Origin of the sequence: Cupriavidus malaysiensis (assembly GCF_001854325.1) — a bacterium.
GTDB classification, from domain to species: domain Bacteria; phylum Pseudomonadota; class Gammaproteobacteria; order Burkholderiales; family Burkholderiaceae; genus Cupriavidus; species Cupriavidus malaysiensis.
In genome coordinates, this window is the sequence record NZ_CP017755.1 from 253,958 (window position 1) to 270,303 (window position 16,346).

At 70.0% G+C, this 16,346-nt stretch carries 13 protein-coding genes; 12 read left to right on the forward strand and 1 reads right to left on the reverse strand.

Annotation, left to right across the window (positions count from 1 at the left end):
• Positions 1–69 precede the first annotated feature (69 nt).
• The 9 genes from BKK80_RS21025 (at position 70) to BKK80_RS21065 (ending at position 10,512) form a co-directional block, all read left to right on the forward strand.
• Positions 70–1,509, forward strand: a complete 1,440-nt coding sequence (locus BKK80_RS21025) for a type II and III secretion system protein family protein (RefSeq protein WP_084545673.1) — start codon at positions 70–72, stop codon at positions 1,507–1,509.
• Positions 1,510–1,574: 65 nt separating this feature from the next.
• Positions 1,575–2,804 (forward strand): P-loop NTPase family protein, encoded by a 1,230-nt coding sequence (locus tag BKK80_RS21030; protein ID WP_071071069.1) that lies wholly within the window; start codon positions 1,575–1,577, stop codon positions 2,802–2,804.
• 1 nt (position 2,805) lies between these two features.
• Complete coding sequence (locus tag BKK80_RS21035) at positions 2,806–4,122, forward strand: CpaF family protein (RefSeq protein ID WP_071017358.1); 1,317 nt, start codon at positions 2,806–2,808, stop codon at positions 4,120–4,122.
• The gene (locus tag BKK80_RS21040) at positions 4,115–5,041 is read left to right on the forward strand and encodes a type II secretion system F family protein (RefSeq protein ID WP_071017356.1); all 927 of its coding nucleotides are present in this window, start codon (positions 4,115–4,117) and stop codon (positions 5,039–5,041) included. The genes BKK80_RS21035 and BKK80_RS21040 overlap by 8 nt, the downstream gene beginning before the upstream one ends.
• An 8-nt stretch (positions 5,042–5,049) precedes the next feature.
• Complete coding sequence (locus tag BKK80_RS21045) at positions 5,050–6,066, forward strand: type II secretion system F family protein (protein WP_071071071.1); 1,017 nt, start codon at positions 5,050–5,052, stop codon at positions 6,064–6,066.
• Between the two features lie 2 nt (positions 6,067–6,068).
• Entirely contained in the window at positions 6,069–6,926 is an 858-nt protein-coding gene (locus tag BKK80_RS21050; protein WP_205683750.1) for a tetratricopeptide repeat protein, read from the forward strand.
• Between the two features lie 43 nt (positions 6,927–6,969).
• Complete coding sequence (locus BKK80_RS21055; protein ID WP_071071075.1) at positions 6,970–7,350, forward strand: DUF3613 domain-containing protein; 381 nt, start codon at positions 6,970–6,972, stop codon at positions 7,348–7,350.
• The gene (locus BKK80_RS21060; protein ID WP_071071077.1) at positions 7,347–9,092 is read left to right on the forward strand and encodes a TadG family pilus assembly protein; all 1,746 of its coding nucleotides are present in this window, start codon (positions 7,347–7,349) and stop codon (positions 9,090–9,092) included. Before BKK80_RS21055 ends, BKK80_RS21060 begins: the two co-directional genes overlap by 4 nt.
• 49 nt (positions 9,093–9,141) lie before the next feature.
• The gene (locus BKK80_RS21065; protein WP_071017347.1) at positions 9,142–10,512 is read left to right on the forward strand and encodes a sigma 54-interacting transcriptional regulator; all 1,371 of its coding nucleotides are present in this window, start codon (positions 9,142–9,144) and stop codon (positions 10,510–10,512) included.
• A 31-nt stretch (positions 10,513–10,543) separates the two neighbouring features.
• On the opposite strand, the gene BKK80_RS21070 is transcribed toward BKK80_RS21065, so the two are convergent.
• A complete protein-coding gene (locus tag BKK80_RS21070) occupies positions 10,544–10,906 on the reverse strand; it encodes a YgiW/YdeI family stress tolerance OB fold protein (RefSeq protein WP_071071078.1) in 363 nt (120 codons plus the stop codon).
• A gap of 190 nt (positions 10,907–11,096) precedes the next feature.
• Here BKK80_RS21070 and BKK80_RS21075 point away from each other — a divergent pair, with 190 nt between their 5' ends.
• From BKK80_RS21075 to BKK80_RS21085, 3 genes are all read left to right on the forward strand, one after another.
• The gene (locus BKK80_RS21075) at positions 11,097–12,251 is read left to right on the forward strand and encodes an exonuclease SbcCD subunit D (protein WP_071039243.1); all 1,155 of its coding nucleotides are present in this window, start codon (positions 11,097–11,099) and stop codon (positions 12,249–12,251) included.
• Complete coding sequence (locus BKK80_RS21080) at positions 12,248–15,307, forward strand: AAA family ATPase (protein WP_071071080.1); 3,060 nt, start codon at positions 12,248–12,250, stop codon at positions 15,305–15,307. Before BKK80_RS21075 ends, BKK80_RS21080 begins: the two co-directional genes overlap by 4 nt.
• A gap of 332 nt (positions 15,308–15,639) precedes the next feature.
• Complete coding sequence (locus BKK80_RS21085) at positions 15,640–16,323, forward strand: 3-oxoacid CoA-transferase subunit A (RefSeq protein WP_071017339.1); 684 nt, start codon at positions 15,640–15,642, stop codon at positions 16,321–16,323.
• Positions 16,324–16,346: the final 23 nt, after the last annotated feature.

The following is a 16,346-nucleotide window of genomic DNA, read 5'->3' on the forward strand; positions in this document are numbered from 1 at the left end:
ACATACGCGGGCCGCCACGCCATCCACGCACCACACGATTCACGTTACGCCGCCCAGCGCGGGATACAGATGCTCCAGCCCAAGACACGACGGGACACCGGATCGGTCGGCGCCGCCTGCGCCGCCGTCTCTATCGCCATCGCCGCCGCCGCCGCGGCGGCCTGCGCCTGGCCCGTGCTGGCCGCCACCGTGCAGGAAGCCCGCCTGCCCGCGCGCGCCATCAAGCTGCTGGCCGGCGCGCAGCAGGAAGTGCGCCTGGGCCAGCCGCTCGAGCGCGTGGCGGTGGGCAATCCGGCGGTGGCCGATGCCTTGCTGCTGAAGAACGGAACGGGCCCCGCCAGCGTGCTGGTGGTGGCACGCAGTCCCGGCGTGACGGACCTGATGATCTGGCCGCGCGGCGGCGCGCCGGTGCGCTACGCCGTCGAGGTGGCCGCGGTGGCGCCCGATGCCGACGCCCCGTCGGTCACGTCGTCGGCGGCGGGCGTCTCGATCGATGGGCAGTCGCCGGACGCGCTCGTGGCTGCGCGCGCGCAGGCCGCGGCACGCGCCACGCAGAGCGGCAGGGAAGGCAAGGATGGCAAGGGCGGCGGCGTCGTCGTTGACCGCTCCGTGGTGCCCCTGAGCGCCACCGTGCAGGTCGACGTCAAGGTGGTCGAGGTCAGCAAGTCGGTGCTCAAGGAGGTCGGGCTGAACTTCTTCCGCGCCAATGGCGGCTTCTCCTTCGGCACCTTCTCGCCGTCGTCGCTGAACAAGTTCACGGCGGGCTCCTTCAGTTCGGGCTCCAGCAGCTCCGGCAGCGGTTCCGCCAGCGTGGACAGCGGCCTGCCGATCGGCAACGCCTTCAACCTGGTGGCGGCCTCGGTCTCGCACGGCATCTTCGCCAATATCAGCGTGCTGGAAAGCAACGGCCTGGCGCGCGTGCTGGCCGAGCCCAGCCTGGTGGCGCTGTCGGGCCAGAGCGCGAGCTTCCTGGCCGGCGGCGAGATCCCGATCCCGGTGCCGCAGGCGCTCGGCACCACCACCATCCAGTTCAAGCCCTTCGGCATCGGCCTGACCGTGACGCCGACGGTGCTGGCCGCGAACCGCATCGCGCTCAAGGTCGCGCCGGAGGCGAGCGATCTCGACTTCACGCGCAGCGTGTCGATCAACGGCGCTTCGGTGCCGGCCATCATCACGCGCCGCGCCGATACCACCATCGAACTGGGCGACGGCGAAAGCTTCGTCATCGGCGGCCTGGTCAACCGCAACACCGTGAGCAGTGTCAGCAAGGTGCCCGTGCTCGGCGACCTGCCCATCATCGGCGCCTTCTTCAAGAACCTGAACTACACCCAGGACGAGCGCGAGCTGGTGATCATGGTCTCACCGCGCCTGGTCAAGCCGCTGGCCAAGGGCTCGGCGGCGGCGGCAGCGGTGGGCAACGATGGCCGTACCAGCGCCGATCCCAATGTCTGGGGCTGGTACATGCTCGGCGAGTATGCCGATCCGACGCTGCCGGGCTTTTCGAAGTAGCAGGCGGGGGACACGTGCGGAATGACGGAATGGCGGCACCACAGAGAAGACAGCGGTAACGGTAGATGGACTATTTCCTGTTGAACTCCCCGCAGGGCGGGCTGGCGCAATGGCTGGGCGGCGTGCTGCACGGTGCCGGCACGCTGCTGCTGGTCGACGGCGCGCAGGAGTCCTTCGTCGACAAGATCACGACGGCGAATCCGGCGCTGGTGTTCCTCGATTTCTCGCCGGCGCAGGCTGCGGACTCGGCACGCCTGGCCGCGCAGCTCGGCCGCCTGTTTCCCACCGTGCCGCTGGTGGCCGTGGGCAATGCCGCGGAGCCTGCGGCGCCGCTGGCCGCGCTGCGCGCCGGCATGAAGGATTTCGTCGATATCGGCGCGCCGGCGCAGGAGGCGATGGAGGTGATCCGGCGCCTGCTGGCCGCGCGGCTGCAGGTGCAGGTACCGGCGCTGGTCGCGGAGCCGTCCCGGCGCGGCAAGGTGCTGGCCGTGCTGGGCGCGCGCGCCGGCGTGGGCACCTCCACGCTGGCGGTCAACCTGGCGACCGCCGTGCGGCGCGGCTCCGGAGCGGAGGTGCTGCTGCTGGATCTCGGGCTGCCGGCGCGCGATGGCGCGCTCTACATGAACATCAGCCCAGGCTTCCACTTCGTCGAGGCCGTGCGCAACCTGCGCCGCTTCGACCAGGTCTTCGTGCAGACGGCGCTGGCGCGCCATGCCAACGGCGTCTCGGTGCTGCCGCTGCCGACCACGCTGGCCGAACTGCGCGACATCTCCTATTCGGAGGCGCTGGCGCTGCTGGAGCGCCTGCGCGGCTTCTTCGATCTGCAGGTGATCGATCTCGGCGGCTTCAGCAACGCCGACTTCATGGCGCAGATCGTCAAGGCGGCCGACACGGTGATGATGGTCACCGAACAGAGCGTCGGCGCCATCGTGTCCGCCGCCGAGCTGGTGCAGGAACTGAAGAAACGCGACGTAGAGCGCGAAGACATAGAGCTGGTGGTATCGCGCTTCGATGCACGCCTGGGGCTGGAGGCCGGGGAGATCGCGCAGCGGGTCGGCATGTCCGGCGCTGTCGAACTGCCCGACCGGCGCGAGGCCCTGGTGCTGGCGATGAACCGTGGCGCGCTGCTGGCGGATGACAAGCCGGGGGATCCCTACATGCTGGCTCTCGGCGGCTTGACGGAGCAGCTCGGATTCCGCGCTCCGCGCGCGTCCCAGGCCAGCCTGTTGCACAAACTGAAGGACAGGCTGCCAGACGCGCTGCGTGCGGTGCGCGTGGCAAGAACCGGAAACTGAAATGACGCAACCGATCGAATTCTCGGATAACGCCGCAGCGCCCTTTCCCGTCTCCCAGGAGTTCCACAACATCAAGGAGGCGGCGCACGAACACCTGCTGACGCGCATCGAGGAGCTGGGCGCCGAGTTCGGCCGCTGGTCGCGCACGGCCATCCAGCGCTTCGTCGACCTGGAGCTGGAGGGCTTCACGCGGCTGCGCCGCATCCCCATCAACGAATCCGAGCTGCGCCAGATCGCCGAGGCCTTGACCAAGGAGCTGGCCGGCTTCGGCCCGATCGAGGACCTGCTCAACGATCCCGCGGTGGAAGACATCCTGATCAACGGCCACATGGATGTCTATGTGTCGCGCCACGGCGTGCTCGAACGCATCCCGGTGCGCTTCGCCGACGCGGGCCACCTGCTGCGCATCGTGCGCCGCATCCTGGCGCCGATCGGGCGCCGGCTGGACGAGTCGAACCCGATGGTCGACGCGCGCCTGCCCGACGGCGGCCGCATCAACGTGGTGATCCCGCCGCTGGCCCTGGAGGGGCCGGTGGTCTCGATCCGCAAGTTCCGCAAGGATCCGCTGACGCCGGCCGACCTGCAGCAGCTCGGCAGCATGAGCCCCGAGATCTGCGAGCTGCTGGAGGCCGCGGTCAAGGCCCGCTGCAATATCCTGGTCAGCGGCGGCACCAGTTCCGGCAAGACCTCGCTGCTCAATGCGCTGGCCACCTTCGTGCCGCTCACGGAGCGCGTCATCACCATCGAAGACACGGCCGAGCTGGCGCTCAACCATCCGCACGTGGTGCGGCTGGAGAGCCGCCCCGGCGGCTTCGAGGGTACCGGCGTGGTGTCCATCCGCGACCTGCTGCGCAACAGCCTGCGCATGCGTCCCGACCGCATCATCGTGGGCGAAGTGCGCGGCGGCGAAGTGCTGGAGATGCTGCAGGCCATGAGCACCGGACACGATGGCTCGATGGGCACCATCCACGCCAGCAGCCCGCGCGAGTGCCTGTACCGCCTGGAGATGCTTGCCGGCTTCGCCGGCTTCCAGGGCAGCGAGGTCAGCCTGCGCCGGCAGATCGCCAACGCCATCGACTTCATCGTGCAGATCGGCCGCCTGTCCAACGGCAAGCGGCGCATCCTGTCGATCACCGAGGTGACCGGCCTGGGCGACAACATCATCTCGACGCAGGAGCTGTACCGCCACGAGGTCACGCCCGGGCCGGACGGCACCGAGAACGAGCGCTGGGTGTCGCTGGGCATCCTGCCGCATTCGCCCAAGCTGGCGCGCATGCGCCCGGCCAACTTCCTGATGGACGACCGCTTCGATGTCTAGCCCGGCCCTGTTCATCGCCGCGCTGGCCCTGCTGCTGCTGGGCCTGGGCCTGCTGCTGCTGGCCGGCAGCCGTGGCCGCGCGCGGCACGAACAGGCCAGCGCCCACCTGCAGGCACAGACCGAGCAGGTGCGCGCGCGCTACGCGAGCGTGGTGGAACTCGACGTGCAGGCCGGCAACCGCAAGCTGAGCCATCACTGGAAGGAGTTGCTGCGGCGTGCCGACCTGGCGCCGACGCGCCGTACCTACCTGTTGTGGGGCGGGCCGGGCTTGCTGGCCATCGTGGCGGCGATGGCCACGGGCGGCCTGCTGGCCGGCGTGGCGGCCGCGGTGGTCTGCGTGGCCGTGGCGGCCTTCCTGGTCTGGAACCGCGTGCAGCGCATCCGCATGAAGCTGCTGATGCAGCTGCCCGGCTTCCTGGATGGCGTGGTGCGCTTGATGAGCATCGGCAGCAGCGTGCCGGCGGCCTTCCAGAACGCCATCCTGAACACCGAGGCGCCGCTGCGCCAATGCCTGGTACAGGCGGTGCACCTGCAGCGCGCGGGCAAGGAACTCGAGCAGGCGGTGCAGCTGATCGGCCGCATCTACCGGCTCGACGAGCTGGTGATGGTGGCCTCGGTGCTGCGCCTGTCGGTGCGCTACGGCGGCCGCGCCGACATCGTGATGGAGCGTACCGCGGCGTTCATGCGGGATCGCGAGTCGGCGCAGCGCGAGCTGCGCGCACTGTCGTCGGAGACACGCTTGTCGGCCTGGATTCTCGGACTGCTGCCGCTGGTGGTGGCCGGCGGGCTGTTCACGCTGAATGCCGGCTACATCCTGATGATGTGGCATGACTCGGCCGGCAAGGCGATGCTGCTGTCGGCCGCGGGGCTGGAAGTGGCCGGCGCGGTCATTCTGTACCGCCTCGCCAAGGCGATCTAGGAGCGCACATGGATGCCAACACGCTGATCGTGCTGAGCCTGGTCATCGCGGCCTGCGGAGTGCTTGCGCTGGCGCTGCCATTGCTGAAGCGCTGGCGCTTGCAACGGGGCGCAGCGCGCACGCTCGATTCGGCGCTGGCGCGCCAGCGGGCGGAAGCCCATGGCGCAGCAGCATCGGCGTCGGCATCGGCCCCGGGCGTCCAGGCCGATGCCGGACGCAAGGACGGCGCCGCGCTGAGCGCCAAGCTGGGCGCGCGAGTCGGCAACCGGCTGCTCGAACGCTTCAACCAGCGCTGGCTGGAATCACCGCTGGGCCGCGCCGTGGTGACCGCGGAGGAACAGGCGCTGCTCGAACAGTGCGGCTTCTATGGCGTGCGCGCGCGCGCGGTGTTCGGCGCGCTGCGCCTGCTGCTGCCGACCGTGGCCGCGGTGCTGGCTTTCCTCTGGCGCCTGCCGCAGGATGGACTGTCAGCCGTGGTCTGGGCCTTCGCGGCGTTTGCCGCACTCTATCTGGGCAGCAAGGCCGCCTTGCGGCGGCGCGCCGCGCAGCGCCTGCTCCAGCTCGAAGAAGAACTGCCCGTGCTGGTCGACATCCTGCGCCTGTTGCAAGGCGTGGGGCTGTCGATCGACCAGAGCCTGCAGGTGATCGTCAGCGAGTTCGGCAGCATGCTGCACGTGCTCGGGCCCGAACTGAACCGCGCCAACCAGCAGTTCGCCTCGGGCCGCTCGCGCGAGCAGACCCTGCAGCGCATCGGCCGGCTGTTCGACAGCGAGGACCTGCGCAACCTGATCATGCTGCTCAGCCAGGTCGACCGCTTCGGCGGCGCGGTGCAGGAACCGCTGCGCCTGTTCGGGCTGAGGTTGCAGGAGACGCGCAAGGCCAACCTGAAGGACAAGATCGGCCGGTTGACGGTGAAGATGACGGCGGTGATGGTGGTCACGCTGCTGCCGGTGCTGTTGATCCTGACCGCCGGGCCCGGCTTCCTGGGCGTGATACGGATGATGTCGAAGGTGGGCGGAACATGATGATGAAAACCTGGATCCAGGGTATGCAGCGGCGCTGGTGGACCGGCCTGTTGCCGGTGGCGCTGGCGGGCTGCTCCGCCCTCGCCAACAGCAACTCGGCGGCCATGCTGGAGCAGCAGGCACAGGCGCAGTCCGAGCTGATCAAGGCGCAGAACAAGGAAGCACGCGCCGAGTACAACGACAAGGCGCTTTATCTCGCGCTGATCGAGAAGATGCAGCAGCAGGACCTCTACTTCGCCTCGCTCGCGCATATCGATGCTTTCCAGCAGCGCTTCGGCGCAGGCCCGGAGATCCTGGCGCTGCGCGCCGAGGCCCTGCGCGAGACCGGGCAGGACGCGGCCGCCACCGAGGCCTACCAGGCGCTCGCCAGGCAGGGCGGGGCCGCGCGCGCCCACCATGGCCTGGGCCTGATCGCCGGGCGCCAGGGCGACTTCGGCAAGGCCGTGCAGGAACTGCGCCAGGCCAGTGCGGCGGACCCGACCAATCCGCGCATCGCCAGCGACCTCGGCTACGCGCTGATGCGCACCGGCGCGCTGCAGGAAGCGCGCGTGCCGGTGATGCAGGCGCTGCAGCTGGACGGCAGCAACCTGAAGGTGGTGGGCAATGCCGCGGTGTGGCTGATCGCGGACGGCAAGCGAGGCCAGGCGACCGCGCTGATGCAGAAGGCCGCGCTGCCGGAAGCAGCGCGCAGCGCCATCCGGCGCGAGGCCGAGCGCATCGCGCGGGCAAGCAATACGCGCGAGCGTGCGGCCGTGGTCTGGCCGGGCGCCTCGGCGCTGGCGCGGCTGGCGCAGCCGGCGCCCGCCGCGGTGGCGGCCGGTGCCGCCGCGTCGGCAGATCCGGGCGGCAGCGGCCAGTGAGCCGGCGTCCCCCACAGCAAGATTCGAACAGGAAGAGAGCGAGATGACACGCAACCAACGCCATGCCAGCCGCCCGCGCGGCATCCGCATCGCCCTGCTGCTGGCGCTGGGCCTGCCCGGCGCGCTGGCCTGGGCGCAGGCGCCCGCCGGCGGCGGCGAGGCCGCGCCGCCGGAACTGAGCGGCCGCCCGGCGCTGCGCCCCATCGGTGAGAACACGCGCTACGTGCTCGAGGTCCAGCGCAGCGGCGCGGAAGCCGGCCCGCTGCTGCCCATGCGCGGCGAGCAGGCCGCGCTTGGCTACCTGCGCTATATGCAGAGCTTCCGCTACCAGATCCCCGAGTTCTATAGCGGACAGACCTCGTCGAGCGGCCTGCGCGGCTCGGCCGCCAATTCGAGCGGCACGCTCCCGGCGACGGCGCAATGATCCGCAGGCCGCGTTCCGGGCAGCGCGGCGCCGTCAGCGTGCTGGCGGTGCTGCTGATCGCCACCATCGCCATGGCGGCGCTGGTGTCGATCGACCTCGGCAACGTCTTCTACCGCCAGCGCCAGCTGCAGAGCATGGTCGACCTGGCGGCGCTGAGCGCGGCGCAGCAGTTGAAGCAGGCGGGGACCGACGCGACGCAGCGTGCCGCTGCATTTGCCTCGGCAAAGGCGGTTGCGGGTTCCAACGGCTATCCCAGCCAATCTGGTGCCGATTGCTCCCTCCCAACTTCCGGCAGCCCCGATGGCATGAAAGTCTGCATCGGCGTCTGGGATCCGGCATACACATCCGCCAACGACACCGCGAGTCACTTCACTTCAACCTACGACAATACGAAGGTATCGCCCAATGCCGCACGCGTTACGGCGACGCAGACTGTACCGGTTCTTTTCGTGATTCCTGGTTCCGCATCTCGGCAGCTGCGCGCTCAAGCTGTTGCGGTGGGGAGTCCGCCGTCAGCTTCATTTTCAATCGGAAGTGGGCTGCTTAGCATCAACGATCCGAACGGGGCCGCCAATGCAAATAGTCTGCTGGGTCTCCTGTTGGGCAGAACCGTCAATTTGTCGGTGGCAGATTGGAATGGCTTGGTCAATGCAAAAGTATCTCTAGCGCAATTGCAGTTAAAACTTGGCGCAGGATCGATCCAAGAGCTCTTGAACACGTCGCTGTCAATTCAAGATTTCTATGCGTTGGTGCTCGGAGCGGCCGGACAAGATAGTCTCGTGTCAGTTCTTCTTGGTGGTGTCAAGACCGTAGGGGTCAATGCTGCACAGGCGACGGTCAGCCTGGGACAGCTTTTGGACCTGGGCGTGTTGGCGCCGACACAGTCCGCGGCGGCCAACGTTGGCCTCAATGTGTCCACGCTCCTGACATTGGCCGCACAAGTGGCGAACGGCGGATCAGCTCTCGCTGTACCCAACCTGAGTGTTCCGCTACCGGGGGCCAGCATCGGTCTGAATCTCTACGTGATTCAACCACCTGTTTCGGCAGCAGGTCCAGTGTGGCTGCAAGGTACGTCACCAGAGCAATGGGCAACTACCGCTCACACTGCTCAGGTTGGCCTTGGACTACGGGTATCGGTTGGTGCGGATCTGTTGTTGAATGCGCTTGGCCTGGGTGCACTTTCAGACGTCTTGAATGCGCTGGGAGGTGTGCGGCTTGATATCCCGTTGTATGTCGAGGTGGCTGGCGCAACCGCGGCACTGACCGGCATCCAATGCACGACTGATCGGGCGAGCCGGCAGGCGACATTCAGTATCAAGACGAGCGTTGCGAAGGCGTGCCTCGGGCGCACGGACGGTACGGCTGGCTGTGCGTCGGGAGGAGTGAGTCTGGTCAACCTGGCGATTATCTCGGTGTCAGCCGCTCCGGCGACGAGTCAGGTTGGGGCCTCCAATACTTTTTCTCGGACACTTCCAATTAACGGCACGACGCATGTGTCCTCTCAACAATTGGTATCCGGTTTGCTGGATGATGTGCTGAGCAATCTACAGTTGCAGGTCAACATAAATCTATTGTTCTTCAAATTGAGCGTACCTCTTTACTTGAACGTCCTCCTGCAGCCGATTGCTCCGCTTCTCGATTCGCTCCTGGCGACCTTGCTTAACTTGCTTGGTATTCAGGTCGGCACCGCCGACGTCTGGCTGAACGACATCAGCTGCAAGAACTCCGATTTGGTTTACTGAACATGGCATCAACGTTGCGCCTAACGACAGCATGGATGGCGGGTCGCTTATGAAAACAGATCGCTGGGCCTACGAGAATCTCGAAGTCTACGTATGGGAAGGCAAGCAGGAGATCGCCGATCGCATCACGCGCTTCCTGGCGCCGCTGGGCGTGGAGGTGATCCGCGCGGGGGCGCTGGAGGCGCCGCCGGCCGAGCCGCGGCTGAAGCCTGCCATCGCGGTGATCAGCGTGTCGGTGATCGGCAATGCCAAGTTCACCGCGCTGGACTGGGAGGCAGCGCATGGCATGCCGGTGGTGTGGGTGGCCGCGCCCGGGCGTGAGGGCGACCCGGGGCGCTTCCCGCCCGAGTATGCGCACATCCTGTCGGCCGACTTCTCCGGCGCGGACCTGCGCGGCCAGATCGGCAAGCTGCTGCCGCAACTGCTGGCGGCGAGCGAGCCGGAGACCGAGGTGGCCGACCTGGTGGCCGAGTCGCCGGCGATGCGCCAGCTGCTCGAGCAGGTCGATACCTTCGCCGACTTCCCCAGCAATGTGATGCTGTACGGCGAGACCGGGGCCGGCAAGGAGCGCATCGCGCGCCTGTTCCACGAGCGCAACCGCAGCTATGGCAAGGGGCCGTTCGTGGCGGTCAACTGCGGCGCCATTCCCGACGGCCTGTTCGAGTCGCAGTTCTTCGGCCATGCCAAGGGCGCCTTCACCGGCGCCATGTATGCGCACCAGGGCTATTTCGAGCAGGCCAACGGCGGCACGCTGTTCCTCGACGAGATCGGCGACCTGCCGATGTTCCAGCAGGTCAAGCTGCTGCGCGTGCTGGAGGAAAAGGCAGTGACGCGGCTGGGCTCGACGCTGCCGGTGCGGCTGGACTTCCGCCTGGTGGCGGCGACCAACAAGGACCTGCGCGAGGCGGTGGGCCAGGGGCGCTTCCGCGCCGATCTCTATTTCCGCCTGTCGGTGATCGAGCTGCGCGTGCCCAGCCTCGAAGAACGGGGGCCCGGCGACAAGGTGCTGCTGCTGCAGTCCTTCCTGCGCCAGATGATGGGGCGTGCCGAGCATGACGCGCTGCCGCCGGCGCCGGACTGGCTGCGCGGGGCGGTGGGCACGGCCTACTTCAACGGCAATGTGCGCGAGCTGCGCAACCTGGCCGAGCGCGTCGGCATCGTGCTGCGGCAATGCCGCGCCTGGGACGAGGGCCGCATCCGGCCGCTGTTCCGCTCGCTGCGCCCGGGTGCCTTCGAGGGCAACGAGCGCGCCGCCGACTGGCGCGGCGATGCCGAGGAGCGGCGCCGTATCATCGCCGCGCTTGACGCCAATGGCTGGCGCCGCCAGGACACGGCGGCCTGCCTCGGCATCAGCCGCAAGGTGCTGTGGGAGAAGATGCGCAAGTTCCAGATCGCCGACAACGAGGCCGAGCCGGCGTAAGCCTTGCCCGCCGGCGTGGCGGGCATGGCGTTCAGAGCGGGCGCAGCTGCTTGACCTTGAAGCGGCCCTCGCGCAGCAGCTCCTTGTCGTAGACGCCCACGAGCTCGACTTCGGTGGTCTCGCCGATGTTGACGCCGGCCGGCCACAGCGCCGGCTTGATCTTGACCACCATCTCGCCGCTGGCGTCGCGGAAGCGGTAGGTGTTGCCGCTCAGGCTGCCGACCAGACGGCCGCGCAGGCGCGCGGCCTGGTCGTCGCGGCCGGTGTCGGCCAGGGCCTTGACCGTGCTGGCAGGGATGACCGACGGGCCGACGTAGTCGGCGCGGGCGGGGGCGGCGGCGATGGCCGCGAAAGTGGCGAGGGCGAGGCAGGCGGCGGACAGGCGGCGTTGCATGCTGGCATTCTCCAGGAGGTGGGCGGTGGCTTCGGGACGGCGCCCGTGAGGGGCGCCGATGCCATGCATGATGTCCGGCCGGGCCTGAACCGAGGCTGAACACGGCCCGGCCGCGCGCGCGAGGCTATGATGCGGCATTGGCGCGGCGTTTCCGCCGCCGCGCCGCATCCATCCGCTTCAGGGAGTCACTTTGCGTTTCCTCCACACGGCCGACTGGCATCTCGGCCGGCTCTTCCACGCGCGCAGCCTGGTCGACGACCAGGCCTACGTGCTCGACCAGTTCGTCGACCTGGTGCGCGAGCAGCGTCCCGATGCCGTGCTGCTGGCCGGCGATGTCTATGACCGGGCGGTGCCGCCGCCGGAAGCCGTGGCCCTGCTCGACGACGTGCTGGCCCGCATCGTCGCCGGCCTGCGCGTGCCGGTGGTGATGATCGCCGGCAACCACGACAATGCGCAGCGGCTCGCCTTCGGCGCCCGCCTGATGCAGGACCAGGGCCTGCACGTGGCGGGGCTGGTCAGCAAGGACCCGCTCTGTGTGCGCCTGCGCGATGCCGACGGCGAGGTGCGGCTCTATGCGCTGCCCTATGCCGAGCCCGCGCTGGTGCGCGATGCCTACGGCGTGGAGCCGGCCGGACACGAAGCGGCGTTGGCTACCCAGCTCGATGCGATCCGTGCCGTCCATCCGGCGGGCGTGCGCTCGGTGGTGGTGGGCCATGCCTTCGTGGTCGGCGGCAGCGCCAGCGAGTCGGAGCGGCCGTTGTCGGTCGGTGGCAGCGGCGCGGTTGCGGCCAGCGTGTTCGACGGTTTCGACCTGGTGGCGCTCGGCCACCTGCATCGGCCGCAGACCCTCGGCGAGCGCATCCACTATGCCGGCTCGCTGCTGAAGTACTCGGTGTCGGAGGCCGGACACGCCAAGTCGGTATCGCTGATCGAACTGGATGCGCGCGGCGGCGTGCGCATCGAACCGATCGCGCTGCGGCCGCGGCGCGACCTGCGCGTGCTGCAGGGCACGCTGGCCGAGCTGGTGGCCGGGGCGGCGGCCGATCCGGGGCGGGACGACTACATCCATGCCGTGCTGACCGATACCGGCGCCCTGCTCGACCCCATGGCGCGCCTGCGCCAGGGCTACCCGAACACGCTGGCGCTGGAACGCGCGGTGCTGGCGCGCAGCGGTACGGCCGGTGCCGCGGGCAGGCGGCTGCGCGAGCTGGACACGGCCACCCTGTTTGCCGATTTCTTCCGCGAGGTGACCGACGGCGAACTGGACGAGCCGCAGCGCGCGGCGCTGCAGCAGGCCCTTGGCGGCCTGGACCGCGATGTCCGGGGCGCGGAGGGTAGCGCATGAAGCCGCTGTGGCTGGCCATGCAGGCCTTCGGCCCCTTCGCCGCGCGCGAGGTGATCGATTTCACGCAGTTGGGAGAGCATGCCTTCTTCCTGATCCACGGTCCGACCGGCGCGGGCAAGACCACGGTGCTCGACGCGATCTGCTTCGCGCTGTACGGCGACACCTCCGGCGGCGAGCGCAGTGCCCAGGACATGCGCAGCGCCAATGCCGCGGCGGGGCTGCGCAGCGAAGTCGAGCTGGAATTCGCCCTGGGGGCGCAGCGCTACCGCATCGTGCGCTCGCCGGCGCAAGAGCGGCCCAAGCTGCGCGGCGAGGGCACGGTCAAGGAGGCGGCGCGCGCCCAGCTCGATGCCCTGGAGGGCGGCGAGTGGGTCAGCAAGGCCAGCCAGCCGGGCCGTGTCGACGAGTTCGTGCGAGGCCTGCTGGGCTTCGACAGCACGCAGTTCCGCCAGGTCATCGTGCTGCCGCAGGGCCGCTTCCGCGAACTGCTGACGGCGGATTCGAAGTCGCGCCAGGCCATCCTCGAGCGCCTGTTCCATACGGAGCTCTACCGGCGCGTGGAGGACCTGCTCAAGACCCAGGCAGGCGAACTGCGCCGCGATGCCGAGCGCATCGAGATCCGGCGCGCGGAACTGCTGCAGCAGCATGGGCTGGAAAGCACCGAGGCGCTCGATGCGCGGCTGGCCGAGGCGCTCGTGCAGGGTACCGCCCTGCACGAGCGCGAGGGCGCGGCACGCACCGCGCTGTCGCTGGCGACGCTTGGCCTGCAGCAAGGCGAGCAGGCGGCCGCGCAGCTGGCCGAGGCGGCCCAGGCCCATGCCGCCCACGCCGCCCTGCAGGCGCGCAGCGCCGAGGTCGACGCGCAGCGGGGGCGCGTGCGCGCCGCGCACCAGGCCCGGGCGGCGTTGCCCTGGCTGCAGCGCCAGCGCGACGCCGTGGTACAGGGCGAGCGCGCGGCGCAGGCGGTCGAGGCCGCCGCGCTGGTGCTGGCACGGCGGCAGGAGGCGGCGCGCGCGGCGGCAGCGGCGCTGGCGGCGCAGCGGGAGCGCGATCCGCTGCGCCAGCAGGCGCAGCAGCAGGTGGTCCAGCTGGAGGGTGCGCTGACGCATGCGCGCCGCCTGGGCCAGGTGCGCGATGCGCTGGCCGCCGCGCAGGCGGCGCAGGCGCGGGCCGCCACGGCGCATGAACAGGCGCAGGCCCAGCGCGAGCAGCAGGAGGCGCGGTTGCGGCAGATCGAGACGGCGCTGGAGACGGCGCGGGCGACCGCGGCCGGCGCCGAGGCTGCCGCGCTCAAGCTCGAGGCCGCCCGCCAGCGCACTGCCGTGCTGGCGCAGCACGGCGAAGCCGGCCGAGCCTGCCAACGGGCGCTGGCCCACCAGCACGCACAGGCCGGGCGCGAGCGCAGCGGCGCGGCGGCGCTGCGCGAGGCACGCAGCGCGCTGCGTGCCATGGAGGCGGCGTGGCTGGCCGGGCAGGCCGGGCGCCTGGCCGCGTCACTGCGCGCCGGCGATCCCTGCCCGGTGTGCGGCAGCCTGGAGCATCCATCACCGTCCCTGCCGCTGGAGGCCGGGATCGAGGATGCGGCGCTCGAGGCCGCACGCGCGCGGGTGGAGCAGGCGGAAGGCGAGGCCGGCGCAGCCGCCAGTGCCGCGCAGGCAGCCCAGGCCGAGTTGCTGGCGGCCCAGGCGCGCCTGGCCGAGCTGGAGCGTGCGGTGGGCGCGGCGGGTGACGCCGGCGCCGAAGCGGCCGCGCGGCTGGCGCAGCAGGTCGAGGCGCTGGAGCAAGGGCTGGCCGGTGCGCGTGCCGCGGCCGCGCAGGCCGGCACGCTGGAGGGGCAGGCCGCCACGCAGCGCGCCGCGCTCGCCGCGGCGCAGGAGCGCCTGGCGGCGGCGGACACGGCGCTGCGCCAGTCAGCCGATCAACTGGCGCAGCGGCAGGGCGAATGGCGTGCCGCCAGCGAGCACGTGCCGGAAGCATTGCGCGAGCCGGAGGCCGTGGAACAGGCCCTGCAGGCGGCGCGGGCCGGACTTGCCGCGGCCGAGGCCGCGCTGCAGGCCGCGCAGGCCGCCGAGCGCGAGGCCACCAGCGCCCTGGCGGCGGCGGGCGCCGCGCACGGCGCGGCCCAAGCGGAGGCGGCGCGCCAGGCGGCCCAGGTGGCACAGGCGCGCGAGGCTTTCGCGCAGGCCCTGGCGCGGGCCGGCTTCGCCGACGCGCCGGCCCTGGAGGCGGCGGGCATGGAGGCGGCCGCCCTGGAAAGACTGGAGGCGGCGCTGCGCGAGTTCGACCTGGCGCTGGCCGCCGCCGCCGACCGGCAGGCGCGCGCCGCCACCGTGGCGGCGGCGCTGCAGCCGCCCGACCTGGCCGCGCTGCGGGAGGCGCAGGCGCGCACGCAGCGCGAACTCGAAGCCCTGGTCGCCGAGCAGGCCGCGCTGGCGCGCGCGCAGCAGGGACTGCAGGCTTGCCGGCAACGCTTGCACGAGTTGACGGCCGAGGCGGGTGGCATCGAGGCGCGCTTTGCCGTTCTCGGCCGCCTGTCCGAGGTTGCCGCCGGCAACAACCCGCGCCGCATGAGCTTCCAGCGCTTCGTGCTGGCGACGCTGCTGGACGAAGTGCTGGAAGCGGCTTCGCTGCGGCTGGTGCGCATGAGCCGCGGCCGCTACGAGCTGCAGCGCGTGCGCGAACAGGGCGACAAGCGCGCGGCCGGCGGCCTGGACCTCGAAGTCTTCGACCACGATACCGGCCTGCCGCGGCCGGCCAGCACGCTGTCCGGCGGGGAAGGCTTCCTGGCCTCGCTGTCGCTGGCGCTGGGCCTGGCCGACGTAGTGCAGTCGCGCGCTGGCGGAATCCAGCTCGATACGCTATTCGTGGATGAGGGTTTCGGCACGCTCGATCCGGAGAGCCTCGACTTCGCCATCCGCACGCTGCTGGACCTGCAGCAGGCGGGGCGGCTGGTCGGCGTGGTGTCGCACGTCAGCGAATTGCGCGAGCGCGTCGATGTGCGGCTGGAGATCCGGCCGGGAGCCCAGGGCAGCCGCGCGGTTCTGCAACTGCCTTGAGCCATCGCCCGGCCGGCAGGCCGCGCGGGAGAGCGGACACGAGCGGGCCCGGGCGGGCACACTGCGGTGTCCGCTCGGGCGGGCGGGCGGCCTGTCCGGTGCCGCCTGCTGCGCTTGACCCTTGGTGCGGGCGGGCGTAACATGTTCATTTAGCGAATTCAAGTTCGCAATTAGAACAAAGTCGGAAAGACTGGCTGGCAGGGCAGCCGCCACGCCCGCTCGGGCGGCATCGGTGAGACGAATCGCCCGGCACGACATCCGGAGACTTCTTTGCGCGCTGCACTGCGGCGGGTTCCGGCTGGACGTCCGGAGTTTTCCAAACAGGAACGCAAGTGATCAACAAGATATATGACTCGGTGGAGGCGGCGGTCGCCGGCATCCACGACGGCGCCACCATCCTGATCGGCGGTTTCGGCCTGGCCGGCATGCCCGCCGAGCTGATCGACGCGCTGATCGCGCAGGGTGCGCGCGACCTGACCATCGTCAACAACAACGCCGGCAACGGCGACACCGGCCTGGCCGCGCTGCTGAAAGCCAAGCGCGTGCGCAAGATCATCTGCTCCTTCCCGCGCCAGTCCGATTCCTACGTCTTCGACGCGCTCTTCCACGCGGGCGAGATCGAGCTCGAGCTGGTGCCCCAGGGCAACCTCGCCGAGCGCATCCGCGCCGCCGGCGCCGGCATCGGCGGCTTCTTCACCCGGACCGCCTACGGCACGCCGCTGGCCGAGGGCAAGGAAACCCGCATCATCGACGGCCAGGGCTATGTGTTCGAGAAGCCCATCCACGCCGACTTCGCGCTGATCAAGGCCGATGCCGCCGACCGCTGGGGCAACCTGGTCTACCGCAAGACCGCGCGCAACTTCGGCCCGGTCATGGCCATGGCCGCCAAGTGCGCCATCGCGCAGGTCAACAGGGTGGTGGAACTCGGCGAGCTGGATCCCGAGCACATCGTCACGCCGGGCCTGTTCGTCAAGCGCGTCGTCAAGGTGGACTGCGGTCCGACCCGCATTTCCTGACCAGTCTGAGAGCGAAAGGAGAA